Raw genomic sequence first — 14768 nt, 5'->3', positions numbered from 1 at the left:
CTTCGTCGTGCCGGGGCGGATGGTTCGTCGCAGCACTCGTCCACGGTGTTGAATGGTGGGATGACGACTGCAGCAGAGCGCGCGAGCGACCAGTACCGTCCCTACCCCCTCGGCGATGGCCTGATCCTGCGGCGGGCGAGGGCGGCGGACGTCCCCGCCATCGTGGAGCTCGTCGCCCCGATGGTCGATGCGCGCATCCTCGTGCCCAAGGAGCGCGTCGACTACTTCGAGGGCATCCATGAGTTCTGGCTCGTGCTCGAGCTGCAGGACGACGGGAGCGAGGTCCTGGCGGGCTGTGCCGCCTGCCACCTCATCTGGTCGGACGTCGCCGAGGTCCGGACCATCGCGACCAGCCCCGCCTACCGCGGGCGCGGGATCGGGAGGACGCTCGTCGAGCAGGTGCTCGCGGACGCGCGCGTGCTGGGCGCGAAGCGGGTCTTCTGCCTCACGTTCGAGACCGACTTCTTCTCCTCGCTGGGCTTCGAGGTGATCGAGGGCACACCGGTGGCGCCGGAGGTCTACGTCGAGCTCCTCCACTCGCGGGACGAGGGTACCGCGGAGTTCCTGGACCTCGCGCGGGTCAAGCCGAACACGCTCGGGAACTCGAGGATGCTCCGCACGCTGTGAACTGGATGCTGTGAACCGGATGCTGTGGACCGCACGCTTCGCACGCGAGGCGCATCCGCGACTGCCTTCCAGCAAGAAAGTACTTGCCATCATGGAAAGTGCATGCTTCACTGGACACATCGACGTTCTGCAGGAACCGGTCGATCGATGAAGCCGCAGCCCTCCTCACGGGGCTCGGGACGACCATGAAGCAAGGAGCAGTCCGATGGACACCCACAGCGACAGCCTGCCGACGGGGGACCGCGGCGGCGACCGGCCCACACCCGAGGAGGCGCGGCGGATGCTCGCCGACGCCGCCCGGATCGGTCACCGGACGCCTGAGGCGGTGCCGTCCGTCCTCATCTCGTTCGCGATCCTCTGCGCGACCGGCACCATGGCGACCCTGGGCGTGCACCTCGCTGCGCGGATGATCCCGGGCTCCACGTTCAACGCACCGCTCGCCGTCACCCTCATGGCGATGGCCTGGGTCTTCGTCGCGATCATCGTCCCGTTCCTCTTCCGCAGGCCCCTGCGGCGAGGGCTGGCCACGCGCTGGTTGATCTACATGGGGTCCTGGGGCGTCCTCTGGGCGGCGTCCATGCTGCTGGGGGATTCGTCCGCGGCCCTCGTGCTCGCACCGCTCTTCCTCGTGCTCTTCATGATCGCCGCGGCGACGGAGGCGAAGCGCACGCGGACCGCACAGGCCGAGGAGGAGGCCGCGCAGAGCGCCGTCGTGGACGGGGAGGCGCCGTGAGCGCGCCCCAGCACCCCCGGTTCGCGCTCGACTCGTCTCTCGCCCACCCCGTCCGGTTCTCGCTCGTCGCGGCACTCGCGTCGGTGGAGAAGGTGGCGTTCGGCGACCTCCGCGACGAACTCCAGGTGAGCGACTCGGTGCTGTCGAAGCAGATCGCGGAACTGGAGAAGGCGGGATTCGTCAGGGCGACGAAGTCGTTCGTCGGCAAGCGCCCCCGCACCACCCTCTCGCTGACCTCCGACGGGCTCGTCCGCTGGCGGGGGCACCTCGACGCCCTCCGACGGATCGCGGACCCCGGGATTCCCGACAGACGGAGCTCGTGACGGGAGCGGGCGCACGGAACGCGCCCCGCAGTCGGTGAGGCTGCGGGGCGCGTCGTGTGTGCTGCCCGGTCGGGTGCGAGCTCTGATCAGGCAGAGAACTCCCGGCTGATGCGGTGGATGATCATGTCGAGTGCGACGAGGTTGTGCCCGCCGTCGGGGATGATGAGGTCCGCCTTCCGCTTCGACGGCTCGACGTAGAGCTCGTGCATCGGCTTCACCGTCTCCAGGTACTGCGCCTCGACGGACTCCAGGGAGCGGCCCCGCTCGACGACGTCCCGGCGGATCCGGCGCAGGATGCGCACGTCGGCGTCCGTGTCCACGAAGAGGCGGATGTCCAGCAGGTCGCACAGCGAGGGCTCCGCGAAGAGCAGGATGCCCTCGACGATGAGGACCGGGGTCGGATCGACCGTGAGCGTCTCCGCCGACCGGTTGTGGTCGGAGAAGTCGTAGAGCGGGCTCTCGATCGGCGTGCCGGACTTCAGCATCTGGATGTGCTCGTGCATCAGCTCGATGTCGAAGGCCTCGGGCGCGTCGAAGTTCGTCGCCGCCCGCTGCTCGAACGTGCTGCCGGTGTGGGCACGGTAATAGTTGTCCATGAACAGGACCGTCGATCTGTTCCCGAAGCGGTCCAGCAGGGCCCGGGTCAGCGTCGTCTTGCCGCTTCCTGTGCCGCCGGCCACACCCACCGCGATCGCTCCCACGTCCGACCCTTCCGTCGTGCTGCCATGTCTCCGTCGTGCTGCCAGGCCGGCGTCCCCGGAGGGGGACCGCCGCGTCTCAGCGCTCCATCCTAGAGGAGGCCGGCTACGGCAGGCGGATCCCCCGGTCGTCCCGTGCGGCGAGCCCGTCACGCACGAGGTCGTCGACGAGCCGGGCGGTGCGGGCGCCGTCGGCATCGAGGTCGCGCACCGCCCCGATCGCAGTCCGCAGGGGCGACGGGTAGGCGGCCAGCGCCTCGGCGTCGTCTGCCGTGAGCGCGGCGGTCGCCGCCGTGAGCAGGTGCGTGGGCACAGCGGCTGCGTCCTCGGCGTGGGCGGTGCGCAGCGTCCGCATGATCGCGCCGCGCAGCTGCCGGTCCGTGCCGGCCCAGGCCTGCGCGCGCCGGACCACCGTGGGGTCCGAGGGCTTCCCGGCGGCGACCCAGGCGCATGCGTCCAGGAGTGGGCACCGCGCGCAGTCGGGGTTCCGCGCGGTGCAGACGAGGGCGCCCAGCTCCATCGTCCCGGCGTTCCACTCGACGTGGTCCTGCGCGGGCACGAGTGCGCGGGCCCACCGCTTCTCCGCGGCGGTCAGTGAGGCAGGCCGATGCTCCACTGCCGCGAAGACGCGCCCCAGCACGCGGCGGACATTCACGTCGAGGACGACTGCCCTGCGGCCGTAGGCGAAGCTGGTGACGGCGGCCGCCGTGTACGCGCCCACACCGGGGAGCGCCAGCAGCCGGTCCTCGTCGTGGGGGACCTCGTTGCCGTGCCGGTCCGCGATCGCGGCGGCCGTCTCCTGGAGTCTGAGCGCTCGACGCGGATAGCCCAGCGAGTCCCACGCGATGAGCACGTCCGAAGCCGGAGCGGCGGCGAGGTCAGCAGGGGTCGGCCAGCGGCGCATCCACTCGCGCCACCTGGGGAGCACCCTCGCGACCGGTGTCTGCTGACTCATCACCTCGCATACCAGGATCGACCAGGCGGATGCGTCGCGGTCGCGCCACGGCAGCGGTCGGGCATTGCGGCTGAACCAGTCGATCACGAGCCGCTGGACCTCTGCGGAGCGGCCCTCGGACACCTGCGGGAGTCCGGGTGCGGCAGAGGGCACGGCGCGGGGCGCGGAGAGGCTCGAAGGGTCGGCGGAGTCTCGGGGAGATGACGTACGGGTCGTGTGGCCGGGCCCTTCCGATGCGGGTGTGACCTGTGTCGTGCGGCGGTGTGTCATCGGGTCCTTCCTGCGCGCTCGCCTTAGGCTCGAGTGGATGAGCAGCTCCGGTCGTGGCCCACGTCAGGGTCGTCCCAGCCGTCCGTCCGGGAAGTCTACGGGTTCCCGCGGAGGGGCTCGTCCGCCTGCGCGCGGGAACGTGCGGGGGCGGACGCAGCGCCCGCACGATGCCAGGAGGCAGCTGTACCGGCGTCGCCGCACCGTCGTCGCAGTCCTGGCGATCATCGTCGCCTCCGTCCTCACGCTGGGCGTCGTGCTCGCGGTGCAGGCGGTCGAGAGTGTCCGGGAGGGCATGTCCGGCCCCGAGCCCGTGGCGGAATCGCCGGAGCCGAGCGCGCCCGGCCCGGTGGGCGATGCGGGATCCGGGTCCTGCCCGCCGGACACCACGCGCGTCGCCGCCTCGACCGACGAGGACGAGTACGAGGAGGACGAGGAGCCCGTCCTCACGATCGCGGTGCGCAACACCCACTCCGCCGACTGCCTGATCGACGTGGGCACCGAACGGCAGGAGTTCGTCATCGAGCATGACGGCGACACCGTGTGGTCATCGCGCTACTGCGAGAGTTCCGGCGAGGAAGCCGACGGCGGGTCGAACCCGTTGGTGTTCCCTGCGAAGTCGGAGAAGAAGACGTCTCTCGACTGGCCGCGCATCCCCGTCGACGATGCGTGCAGGCAGACGGACGAGGCATTCCCCGCAGGGCAGTACGACCTCATCGTGAAGCTGGGCGAGGAGGAGAGTGAGCCTGCTCGCTTCACCCTCAAGGGCGACCCCACGGATGAGGGGGGAGACGAGGACCCGGATGAGGACGCAGGAGAAGCCGCCGACGGCGACGATGAGGCGGAGGGCGACGGTGAGGATGCCGGCACGGACTAGTCGCCGCTGAACAGCTGGACACCGCTGAACGGGCCGCGCGACCAGTCCTCCTGGCCCCAGTCCTCCTGGCCAGTGCTCCGCCTGGCAAGTACTCCGCGCCCGTTCTGCGAGTCAGCCGTCCCGGGCGGGCAGGGTGGTGTCCGGCAGTGCCATGGCGATGGCTTCCGCGAGGTCTTCGCATTCTGCGACTCGCATGCTGTCCGGCACGGGCACGTTGTCGAGCGATCCGCCGGCGACGACCGCATTGGTGATGCCCTGGCGGGCCGCTTCGGACAGGCGCTGACCCATCCCGGGCACCTGGCGGATCTCACCGGACAGGCTGATCTCCCCGATCGCGACGAGTCGGGAGTAGAGCGGCTCGCCAGTGCGCGCAGACGCGAGGGAGAGCGCGAGGGCCAGATCGCAGGCGGGCTCCGAGACGCGCATGCCTCCCACCGTCGCAGAGAACACGTCCTTGTCCGCCGTCTTCGTGAGGCGCCCCAGGACGGCGAGGATCATGGCGATGCGGTTCGCATCGAGTCCGCTCACCGTGCGTCGCGGATGCCCGTGCGCATCGTCGATGAGGGACTGGACCTCGATGAGCATGGGGCGCCGGCCTTCGAGTGCGACCGTGAGGCACGAGCCCGGGGCGCGCGTCGCAGACCGGGTCAGGAACAGCCCTGAGGGGTCGGGGAGACTCTCCATCCCGGACTCCGTCATGTCGAAGCAGCCCACTTCATCCGTCGGCCCGTAGCGGTTCTTCACAGCGCGGAGCATCCGCAGGCGCGAATGGCGCTCGCCCTCGAACGAGCAGACGACGTCGACGAGGTGCTCGAGCGTCCGGGGCCCTGCCACACTGCCGTCCTTCGTCACGTGACCCACGAGGACCGTGGGGATCGCGTGGTCCTTCGCGGCGCGGATCACCGCCGCGGCGACCTCCCGCACCTGGGCGACGCCGCCCGGTGCGCCGTCGACGTCCGCGGACGCCAGCGTCTGGACGGAATCGATGATGAGGAGGTCCGGCTGGAGCTGGTCGATGGTGCCGAGCACGATCCCCAGATCCGTCTCCGCAGAGAGGTAGAGGGTCTCCGACATCGCGTCGACGCGTTCGGCCCGCAGCCGGACCTGCGCGGCGGACTCCTCGCCCGTCACGTAGAGGACCCTGGCCCCCTGGCGGGCGGTCCACGACCCGACCTCCAGCAGCAGGGTGGACTTGCCCACCCCGGGCTCACCGGCGAGGAGCACCACCGCACCGGGCACCAGGCCTCCGCCCAGGACGCGGTCGAATTCGGGGATGTGGGTCGAGCGGGCCTCCGCGAGCCTGCGGTCGACCTCTGTGATGGGGGTGGCGCCGGAATCGTCCGGTGCCGGCTTCGCCTGAGTGCGCACGGTCCTGCGGGCGGGGACCGTCTCCTCGACCGTCCCCCATTCGTGGCACTGCGGGCATCGGCCCAGCCACTTCGCGGTCGTGTGTCCGCACGCACTGCACAGGTACTGCATCGTCGACGCCATGGAGTCGAGTCTTCCATGCGGCGCGGACACAGCCCTACGATCAGGTCATGAGCGACACGGACGCACCCAGGACCTCGGCGGCGGACGCCGCGCCTGCCGCACGAGCGGCGGACACCGACTCCCCGGCCGGCGCGGCCGCGATCGAACGCGCGACCGGCCTCGACTGGGCCGCGATCGCCGCCGCCTTCGACGAGGCGGGCGGGACGTCGCTCTCACACGCCCAGCTGGCGCGCGCGATCGAGCCGCTGTTCACCGGCCGGGTCGAGAACCCCGGATGGTGGGCCCAGGGCGCGACCGTCGCCTACGAGCAGGCGATCGGTCGCCGCGTCTCCGGCCAGTCGAGCACGGGCGACTTCCAGGTCTCCGCCTCCCGCACGCTGCCGGGGGCGGCCGAGGACCTGCGCACCCGGTCCGCCGCCGAGGTCGTGGCAGCCGGCCGCATCGCCGGCCTGGCCGTCGAGCCGGGCGGGCGCGAGTCGGACACGCCCAAGCGGCTCTACTGGCGGACGGGGCTGGAGGCGGGGGCGAAGCTCGAGGTGTCCGTGGAGCCGAAGGAGGGCGACCGGTGCCTGGTGACCCTCACGGCGACGAAGCTCTCCTCGCAGGAGCAGAGGGACGCGGCGCGGGCGGACCTCAGGACGGCGGCCGCGCGCCTCTGAGGTGAGGAGCCGGTGGCTGCTGCTGAGCGACTCGCCGGAGTCACTCGCCGCAGCCCCTCCTCAGGGCAGCCCCTCCTCAGGGGAGGATGCCCAGGTGGGCGAGTCCCGCCCGCACGATGTGCTCCTGACCGTGGCGCATCTCCGCGATGACGTCGTCGCGGACCGCCTCCTGGGGCGTGAGCCAGTCGAGGCTCAGGGCGGCGCCGCGGGGTTCGCAGTCGCCGATCACGGGGAGCACGTAGCAGAGCGCCACGGCGTGCTGGCGCGGGTCGTGGTACTGCGAGACCGCTTCCGTCGGGAAGTACTCCGCGACGTGGTACGGGGTGAGCGACAGCGGCACCGTCGGCAGCGCGAGGTGGCCCAGGTCGTTCTCCGCGTGGCGCAGCAGCGCCGTGCGGATCGGCTCGTGGAACCGCACGCGGCCGCCGATGATCTCCCGTCCCAGGGTGCCGTCCTCCAGCGTCCGCAGCAGGAGGCCGATGCGCTCGACCCCGCCGTCGTCACCGCGCTGGACGGGCAGGCCGTGGACGTAGGTGATCGGGAGGCGCCGGCGGATGTGCTCCAGCTCCTCCGGGTCCAGCCAGTTCTCGTCGAAATCCAGGGCTGTGCGCGTCATGCCTCCAATGTAGCGGCGATCACCGCTGCGGGGGCGGCTCGAGGAGCCCTGAAAGATTTGAGAATCCCCTTCGAACTGAAGTATCTTGATGTCGAGATATGTGGTGTGATGCGGCCCACCGGGCAATCCCTCTGGGCCGACGACACCCCGCCGAATAGGCTTGTACCCATCCAGGTCACTCGAGCGGTCAGCGCTCAAGACGAAGGAGAGCCAGTTGATCAACCACGAAGTCCGCACGTACAAGAGCTCGGAGTCCCTCGCCCGTGAGGACCAGCTCGCCTGGAAGATCGCAGAGGTCGCGTCGGATGACGTCGCCGTCGAAACCGATGTCCAGGACATGGTCATCAACCGCGTCATCGACAACGCGGCCGTCGCGGCCGCCTCCGTGCGCCGCGGTGCACCCGTGCACGCCCGCGAGCAGGCTCAGGGCCACCCCATGAAGCCGGGCGCCTCCGTCTTCGGGCTCTCCCTCGATGAGACCATCTCTCCGGAGTGGGCCGCCTGGGCGAACGGCGTCGCCGTCCGCGAACTCGACTTCCACGACACCTTCCTCGCGAAGGAGTACTCGCACCCGGGTGACAACATCCCAGCGGTCCTCGCCGTCGCCCAGCACAAGGGCATCAGCGGTGCGGACGTGGTCCGCGGCCTCGCGACCGGCTATGAGATCCAGGTCGACCTCGTGAAAGGCATCTGCCTGCACGAGCACAAGATCGACCACGTCGCGCACCTGGGCCCGTCGGCCGCCGCAGGCATCGGAACGCTCCTGAACCTGCCCACGGAGGTCATCTACCAGGCCGTCCAGCAGGCGCTGCACGTCACGACCGCGACCCGCCAGTCGCGCAAGGGCGAGATCTCCACCTGGAAGGCGCACGCTCCGGCGTTCGCAGGCAAGATGGCCGTCGAGGCCGTGGACCGCGCGATGCGCGGGGAGGGCGCGCCGTCGCCCATCTACGAAGGCGAGGACGGCTTCATCGCCTGGATCCTGTCCGGGCCCGAAGCCCGCTACACGGTCCCGCTGCCCGGCACGGGCGAAGCGAAGCGCGCCATCATGGACACGTACACGAAGGAGCACTCCGCCGAATACCAGGCGCAGGCCCTCATCGACCTCGCGCGCCGCATGGGCCGGCAGATCGACGACTTCTCGACGATCCGCAGGGTGACGATCCACACCTCGCACCACACGCACTACGTCATCGGCACGGGCGCGAACGACCCGCAGAAGATGGACCCGAAGGCGTCGCGCGAGACTCTCGACCACTCGATCATGTACATGTTCACGGTGGCGCTCGAGGACCAGGCATGGCACCACGAGAAGTCCTACGCGCCGGAGCGCGCCGGTCGCCCGGAGACCGTCGAGCTGTGGCACAAGGTCGAGACCCGCGAGGATCCCGAATGGACCCGCCGCTATCACTCGACCGATCCGGACGAGATGGCCTTCGGCGGCCGCGTCGAGATCGAGTTCGAGGACGGCACCACGCAGGTCGATGAGATCGCCGTGGCTGACGCGCACCCGAACGGTGCACGTCCGTTCGTCCGCGAGAACTACGTGAACAAGTTCCGCACCCTGGCAGAGGGCATCGTGTCCGAGCAGGAGCAGAACCGCTTCCTCGATCTCGCGGAGAACCTCGCGAGCCTGGGCTCGGACGACGTCCGCGCGCTCGGCTTCGCCGTGGAGGGCCTCGAGCACTCCGGATCGAAGGGCATCTTCTGATGCTGGGCGCCACGAAGACTGCGGCTGCCAGGCGCGCGGATTTCCGTGCGCTGCTCGACAGCGGCGAGGTCGTCCAGTTCCCCGGTGCGATCAACCCGCTGAACGCGATGCTCATCGAACAGACCGGCTTCGAAGGCGTCTACATCTCCGGCGGCGCGTTCTCCGCGGCGCAGGGCCTGCCGGACATCGGTCTGACGACGCTCACAGAGGTCGTGGACCACGGGCGGAGCATCGCACGGGTCACGAACCTGCCGACGTTCATCGATGCGGACACCGGCTGGGGCGAGGCGATGAACGTCGCCCGCACCGTCCAGGAGTTCGAGGATGCCGGGCTGTCCGGCATCCACCTCGAGGACCAGGTCAATCCCAAGCGGTGCGGCCACCTCGACGGCAAGGAGGTCGTGACGACGGCGGAGATGGTCAAGCGCATCTCCGCCGCCGCCAAGGGCCGTCGCGATGAGAACTTCATCCTCTGCGCTCGCACGGATTCCCGTGCGGGTGAGGGGTTGGACGCGGCGATCGACCGGGCCAGGGCCTACGTCGCTGCCGGTGCGGACATGATCTTCCCGGAGGCGATGCGGGATCTGGGTGAGTTCGAGACGTTCGCGAACGCCGTCGACGCCCCGATCCTCGCGAACATGACCGAATTCGGCAAGAGCGAGCTGTTCACCACGAAGCAGCTGGCCGATGCGGGTGTCCGCGTCGTCATCTACCCTGTCACCACACTGCGGCTGGCGATGGGTGCGATCACGGACGGCCTCCAGGCCATCCGTTCGGAGGGCACCCAGGCCTCGGTGGTGGATCGCATGCAGACGCGTGCGGATCTCTACGAGACCGTCGACTACGAGGCGTACAACTCGTTCGACTCGGCCGTCTTCAACTTCTCTCAGGAGGGACACCAGTGACCGATCAGGAGATCAAGAAGGGACTCGCGGGGGTCGTCGTCGACACCACCGCCGTGTCCAAGGTGGTGCAGGAGACGAACTCCCTGACGTACCGGGGGTACCCGGTGCAGGAGCTCGCCGCGAACTGCACGTTCGAAGAGGTCGCCTACCTCATCTGGAACAGCGAGCTGCCGAACGCGGAGCAGCTGGCAGAGTTCAACGCCCGCGAACGCGGTCAGCGTGAGGTCTCGCAGGCGCTCATCGACATCGTCCTCGGCCTGCCGAAGGACACGCACCCCATGCACGTCGTGCAGACGGCGGTCGCGTATCTGGGCGCCGTGGATCCTGAGGCGGAGGAAGAGGGTGAGGAGGCGAACCGTCGGAAGGCGGAGCGCCTCTACGCCCAGCTGCCGACCATCGTGGCGATCGACCACCGTCGTCGCCACGGGCTCGACCCGGTCGCGCCGTCGTCGGAGCTCAGCTACGCGGAGAACTTCTTCAAGATGGTCTTCGACGAGGTGCCGGATGCCGCGGTCGTCCGCTGCTTCGACGTGTCGATGATCCTCTACGCGGAGCATTCGTTCAACGCCTCGACCTTCACGGGGCGCGTCATCACGTCGACGACGTCGGACATGTACTCCGCCGTCGCCGGTGCCGTCGGTGCGCTCAAGGGCGCCCTGCACGGCGGTGCGAACGAAGCAGTCATGGCGATGCTCGAAGAGGTCGAGAGCGCGGACAACGTGAGCACCTGGATCGACGAGGCGCTGGCGAACAAAGAGAAGATCATGGGCTTCGGCCACCGCGTGTACAAGAACGGCGACTCGCGCGTTCCCACCATGCGGAAGGCGTTCGAGGACATGGTCAGCGCGAAGGGTGCGGACGATCTGCTCGCGCTCTACAACGCCTTCGAAGAGGACTTCGTGGGACGGAAGGGGATCTACCCCAACCTCGACTACCCGTCGGGCCCGGCCTACCACCTCATGGGCTTCGACACCCCGCAGTTCACACCGATCTTCGTGATGTCCCGGATCACCGGCTGGTCCGCGCACATCATGGAGCAGCAGGCGTCGAATGCGCTCATCCGACCGCTGAGCGCGTACAGCGGCTCCGAGCAGCGCGAGGTGCCGACCGACCGCTGATCCGTCAGCCCCCTCCGGGAGCGCCGCGCCCGTGACCGGGCCGGCTCCCGGTGCTGCGTCACCCGCACGGCCGGGGCACCTCGTCGGTGCCCCGGCCGTGCGGCGTCGCATGCGATGCCGCACGCCCCTGCACACATCCGAGGAGATCCCGTGACCGCTGAGTCGTCCGTCCCCGCCATCCCGCTCGTCGACGGATTCCGCTTCGACGTCGAGGATTCCATCGGGACGCTCACGATCGACCGACCGGAGAAGCTGGGCGCCCTGTCCCGCGACATGTGGTTCGCACTCCCGGAGGTCGTCGCGGCCATCGATGCCTCGCCGGATGTCTCCGTGCTCATCCTGCGCGGCACGCACGGCAACTTCTCCGCCGGCTCCGACATCGGAGACCTCGATGTGCCCCTCGCCGACTTCTGGGCGATGAACTCTGCTGCAGAGGATGCGCTGGCTGAGTCCGACATCCCCACGATCGCCGCGATCGAAGGCGTCTGCGTGGGGGGCGGCACCGAACTGGCGGCCGCGTGCGATGTCCGCATCGCCGCCCCGGGCGCCCGTTTCGGGATCACGGCCGCGAAGCTGGGCCTCGTGTACCCGCCCGGCCCCACCCGCCGGTTCGCCGCAGCAGTGGGCGAGTCGTGGGCGCGCTACCTGCTGCTGACGGGGAACCTCATCGACACCGGTCGCGCGGACTCGCTCGGCTTCCTCCACGAGGTCGACGACGATCCGTTCGCCGCGGCGCAGCGGACAGCCGAGCGCATCGCAGGGCGCTCTGCCTTCACCCAGACGGGACTCCTGCGGATCCTGCGGGGCGAGAAGCTCGACCCGTCGGGCTGGCTGGGCGATGTCTACCCTGTCGAACTGGGCGAGGGACAGCGGGCCTTCTTCGCGAAGGAGAAGCCGCGCTTCGGATTCCGCCGACAGGACTGGCAGGGCTGACCCGGCTCATCGTGGTCCTTCTCGCTCAGCGGCGCGGAAGCGCGATCGCGGTCGCGACGATCCCCTCCGCGACCGCCCAGCGGCCTGAGAACGTCTGCACCCGCAGACCATCCACGACGGGGCCCTTCACGAGCAGGCGGGCGGTGAATCCCCCGTCGGAGCCGATCACGACCTCGGCGTCCTCGAAGTCCAGCCAGCGGCGAGTGAGTGGGAACCAGGTCTTGTAGAGTGCCTCCTTCGCACTGAAGAGCACCCGGCCGAACAGCGGATCGAACCGGCGCAGCGCCGTCTGCTCCCGCGGCAGCGCGATCGTGCCGAGGACCCCGTCGGGAAGTGGTGCAGCAGCCTCCGCATCGATGCCGAGCGCGGCGATGTCTGTGCAGTGCGCGACGGCGGCGGCCCGCAGCCCTGCGGCGTGCGTGAGCGATCCGACGATTCCGTCCGGCCACGGCGGAGCGCCCCTCTCGCCCGGGACCATGGGGCCGCGTTCGATCCCCAGCTGAGCGAGTGCCGCCCGTGCGCAGTGCCGCACTGCGGCGAAGTCGGCGCGCCGTGCGGCCACGGCACGGGCGATGTGCGCTGACTCGTCCGCGAACAGTTTTTCAGCGGGCGCGTCGGCACGGGTGGAGGCGACACGGACGGTCGCCGGCAGCAGTCGGCGCAGCAGGGGGTTCTGTTCCATCCGTCTCCGTTCACGGGGAGAGTCCACGGTACGTCACGGCGGTGGGCATCAGTGCGCGCTACCATGGCAGACGTGCGACTAGCCGTCCTAGACATCGGGTCCAACAGCGTCCACCTCCTCGTGGTGGATGCTCACGTCGGTGCGCCGCCTCTGCCGGCGACCTCACACAAGGAGGTGCTCCGGCTCGCCGAATACCTGAAGGACGACGGGTCGATCTCGACGTACGGGCAGAACCGCCTGGTCGAGTTCGTGCGCGACTCGATCGACATCGCGGAGGACCAGGGGTCCGAGCAGATCCTCGCCTTCGCGACCTCCGCGATCCGCTCCGCGCCCAACGGCGACGAGACGATCGATCGGATCCGTCACGAGACGGGCGTCGAACTCAACGTCATGAGCGGCGAGGACGAAGCGCGTGTCACGTTCCTCGCCGTCCGCCGCTGGTTCGGGTGGTCCGCCGGGAGCATCCTCCTCATGGACATCGGCGGCGGCTCACTGGAACTCGCCTCGGGTCGTGACGAGTACCCGGACGCGGCGCTGTCGCTTCCGCTGGGCGCGGGACGCATGCATCGCGACTTCCTCCAGTCGGACGTCCCCTCGAGCGACGAGGTCGATGGACTGCGGAAGTACGCGCGGCACACGATCGGTCGCGTCGCGGGCAATCTGAACCGCGTCGGTCGGCCCGACCGCATGGTGGGCTCGTCCAAGACGTTCCGCTCGCTGGCCCGGATCGCCGGAGCCGCTCCCAGCGGTGCAGGGATCTTCGTCCCGCGGGAGCTCAAGCGGAAGGACATGCCGGGGATCATCGATGAGCTCGTGCATCGGACGCCCAGCCAGCGAGCCGCACTGCCGGGTGTGTCCGAGGCCCGCTCCGGCCAGGTGCTCGCCGGGGCGATCGTCGCAGAGGCCGCCATGACGATCTTCGACGTCTCCACGCTCCGGATCTCGCCGTGGGCGCTGCGCGAGGGCATCATCATGCGCCAGCTCGATCTCCTCGATTCCTCAGAAGTCCTCTCGCCCACCCGCCCCGGGATCGGCGCTCTCCCTCCGCCTGCTCTGACGATGCCGTCGAACGGCACATCGACCGGAGGGACCCCGGACCTGTCGTCCGCCGACGATGCGGGCGCGGCGATCCGCCCACCGGTGCCCGCCGCGACAGCGGTCCCGACCGCCGCGGCGGGGTCCGGGCGAGCGGCCGGCTCGAAACGACGGAAATGACCCGTGGCTGAGTCGCCGCGACCACCTCTGACCAGCCGCAACGCCGCTCGTTCGAAGGCGAGGAGGCAGCGGGAGGCGCTCGCCGAGAATCCCGTCTACGACAGCGACGCCTCGCATCGGTCGGAGCACGAGATCCGGATCGGGCTGTCCACCTCGTCCGTCTATCCGATGACGGTGCGCGAATGCTTCGAGACGGCGGCCCGCCTGGGCTACGACGGTGTCGAGGTCATGATCACGAACAACGAGGAGACGCAGGACCCGGCGCTCATGAACCTCCTGTCACGGTCCACCGGCCTGCCGGTGCTGTCCGTGCATGCGCCGACGCTCCTGCTGCTCCCGCGGGTCATGCACCACGACCACTGGGAGAAGCTGCGCCGCACCGCCGAACTGGCGAAGGACGCGGGTGCGGACACAGTCGTCCTCCACCCGCCGTTCCGCTGGCAGGGGAGCTACGCGCGCCACTTCGTCGAGGGCGTCCGCCAGATGGCTCGGGAGACCGGGATGCCCCTGGCGGTGGAGAACATGTACCCGTGGCGCGCCGGCCTGCGGGAAGTGATCGTCTACGCCCCGCACTGGGACCTCGCCGGGCAGGACTACGACGCGGTGACGTTCGACTTCTCGCACGCATCCACAGCGGGCACAGACGCACTCGAGGCGGTCAGGACCCTCTTCCCGAAGCTGCGGCACATCCACCTGACGGACGGTGCGGGCACCCTCACCGATGAGCACCTGGTCCCCGGCCGAGGGCGCATGCCGGTCGCGGAGACGCTCCAGTACCTCGCGAAGCACGACTGGTCCGGCGATGTCGTCGTTGAAGTGAACACCCGCTTCACCGCCCGCCGGTCGACGCGCGACGCGATGCTCGCGGAGTCGCTCGCATTCGCCCGCCGACACCTGGGGCTGGACTCGCGACAGTCCTGAGTCCGGACGTGCAGTCGTGCAGGCGGCCGGCCGGTAG

Annotated in this window: 16 protein-coding genes; 11 read left to right on the top strand and 5 right to left on the bottom strand. The window is 69.7% G+C overall.

From position 1 onward, the window contains the following. Window positions 1-60: 60 nt before the first annotated feature. The 3 genes from BJEO58_RS00670 to BJEO58_RS00660 all read left to right on the top strand — a co-directional run bounded on the left by BJEO58_RS00670 (window position 61) and on the right by BJEO58_RS00660 (window position 1683). Entirely contained in the window at window positions 61-627 is a 567-nt protein-coding gene (locus tag BJEO58_RS00670; RefSeq protein ID WP_087007482.1) for an amino-acid N-acetyltransferase, read from the top strand. Window positions 628-832: 205 nt separating this feature from the next. After that, window positions 833-1360, top strand: coding sequence for a hypothetical protein (locus BJEO58_RS00665; protein ID WP_101586832.1), 528 nt, complete (start codon window positions 833-835; stop codon window positions 1358-1360). Then, the gene (locus tag BJEO58_RS00660; RefSeq protein WP_101586830.1) at window positions 1357-1683 is read left to right on the top strand and encodes a winged helix-turn-helix domain-containing protein; all 327 of its coding nucleotides are present in this window, start codon (window positions 1357-1359) and stop codon (window positions 1681-1683) included. The genes BJEO58_RS00665 and BJEO58_RS00660 overlap by 4 nt, the downstream gene beginning before the upstream one ends. An 86-nt stretch (window positions 1684-1769) precedes the next feature. On the opposite strand, the gene udk is transcribed toward BJEO58_RS00660, so the two are convergent. After that, entirely contained in the window at window positions 1770-2384 is a 615-nt protein-coding gene (gene udk / locus BJEO58_RS00655; RefSeq protein WP_101586829.1) for a uridine kinase, read from the bottom strand. Between the two features lie 103 nt (window positions 2385-2487). Further along, complete coding sequence (locus BJEO58_RS00650) at window positions 2488-3606, bottom strand: iron-sulfur binding domain-containing protein (protein ID WP_101586827.1); 1119 nt, start codon at window positions 3604-3606, stop codon at window positions 2488-2490. A gap of 139 nt (window positions 3607-3745) precedes the next feature. Between BJEO58_RS00650 and BJEO58_RS00645 the strand changes: the two genes are divergently transcribed. Next, window positions 3746-4480 carry a hypothetical protein gene (locus BJEO58_RS00645; RefSeq protein ID WP_101586825.1) on the top strand — a complete coding sequence of 245 codons (735 nt, stop codon included), beginning with the start codon at window positions 3746-3748 and terminating at the stop codon, window positions 4478-4480. Window positions 4481-4591: 111 nt separating this feature from the next. Here the strand turns inward: BJEO58_RS00645 and radA are convergent, their stop codons facing one another. Then, entirely contained in the window at window positions 4592-5971 is a 1380-nt protein-coding gene (radA, locus tag BJEO58_RS00640; RefSeq protein ID WP_101586823.1) for a DNA repair protein RadA, read from the bottom strand. Window positions 5972-6018: 47 nt separating this feature from the next. Between radA and BJEO58_RS00635 the strand changes: the two genes are divergently transcribed. Further along, window positions 6019-6630: a hypothetical protein gene (locus BJEO58_RS00635; RefSeq protein WP_101586822.1), complete on the top strand. Its 612-nt coding sequence runs from the start codon at window positions 6019-6021 to the stop codon at window positions 6628-6630. 76 nt (window positions 6631-6706) lie between these two features. Here the strand turns inward: BJEO58_RS00635 and BJEO58_RS00630 are convergent, their stop codons facing one another. Then, window positions 6707-7246: a DUF4916 domain-containing protein gene (locus tag BJEO58_RS00630; RefSeq protein WP_101586820.1), complete on the bottom strand. Its 540-nt coding sequence runs from the start codon at window positions 7244-7246 to the stop codon at window positions 6707-6709. A gap of 214 nt (window positions 7247-7460) precedes the next feature. Here BJEO58_RS00630 and BJEO58_RS00625 point away from each other — a divergent pair, with 214 nt between their 5' ends. From BJEO58_RS00625 to BJEO58_RS00610, 4 genes are all read left to right on the top strand, one after another. Next, window positions 7461-8957 (top strand): MmgE/PrpD family protein, encoded by a 1497-nt coding sequence (locus BJEO58_RS00625; protein WP_101586818.1) that lies wholly within the window; start codon window positions 7461-7463, stop codon window positions 8955-8957. Next, entirely contained in the window at window positions 8957-9862 is a 906-nt protein-coding gene (prpB, locus tag BJEO58_RS00620) for a methylisocitrate lyase (protein WP_101586816.1), read from the top strand. Before BJEO58_RS00625 ends, prpB begins: the two co-directional genes overlap by 1 nt. Next, window positions 9859-10980: a bifunctional 2-methylcitrate synthase/citrate synthase gene (locus BJEO58_RS00615; protein WP_101586815.1), complete on the top strand. Its 1122-nt coding sequence runs from the start codon at window positions 9859-9861 to the stop codon at window positions 10978-10980. Before prpB ends, BJEO58_RS00615 begins: the two co-directional genes overlap by 4 nt. Window positions 10981-11130: 150 nt before the next feature. After that, on the top strand, window positions 11131-11913 hold the full coding sequence (locus BJEO58_RS00610) for an enoyl-CoA hydratase/isomerase family protein (protein ID WP_246075939.1): 783 nt from the start codon (window positions 11131-11133) through the stop codon (window positions 11911-11913). 25 nt (window positions 11914-11938) lie between these two features. Here BJEO58_RS00610 and BJEO58_RS00605 read toward each other — a convergent pair whose 3' ends face one another. Next, complete coding sequence (locus tag BJEO58_RS00605; protein WP_219617043.1) at window positions 11939-12595, bottom strand: 4'-phosphopantetheinyl transferase family protein; 657 nt, start codon at window positions 12593-12595, stop codon at window positions 11939-11941. Window positions 12596-12667: 72 nt separating this feature from the next. On the opposite strand from BJEO58_RS00605, the gene BJEO58_RS00600 reads away from it, so the two are divergent. Together BJEO58_RS00600 and BJEO58_RS00595 are read left to right on the top strand one after the other, a co-directional pair. Continuing rightward, window positions 12668-13810, top strand: coding sequence for a Ppx/GppA family phosphatase (locus tag BJEO58_RS00600; protein ID WP_444500370.1), 1143 nt, complete (start codon window positions 12668-12670; stop codon window positions 13808-13810). A 3-nt stretch (window positions 13811-13813) separates the two neighbouring features. Continuing rightward, window positions 13814-14731 (top strand): sugar phosphate isomerase/epimerase family protein, encoded by a 918-nt coding sequence (locus BJEO58_RS00595; RefSeq protein WP_101586810.1) that lies wholly within the window; start codon window positions 13814-13816, stop codon window positions 14729-14731. Window positions 14732-14768: the final 37 nt, after the last annotated feature.

Source organism: Brevibacterium jeotgali (assembly GCF_900169175.1).
Lineage (GTDB): Bacteria > Actinomycetota > Actinomycetes > Actinomycetales > Brevibacteriaceae > Brevibacterium > Brevibacterium jeotgali.
Note: the sequence above shows the minus strand (reverse complement) of the source record. Positions and strands in the feature narration are given on the sequence as shown.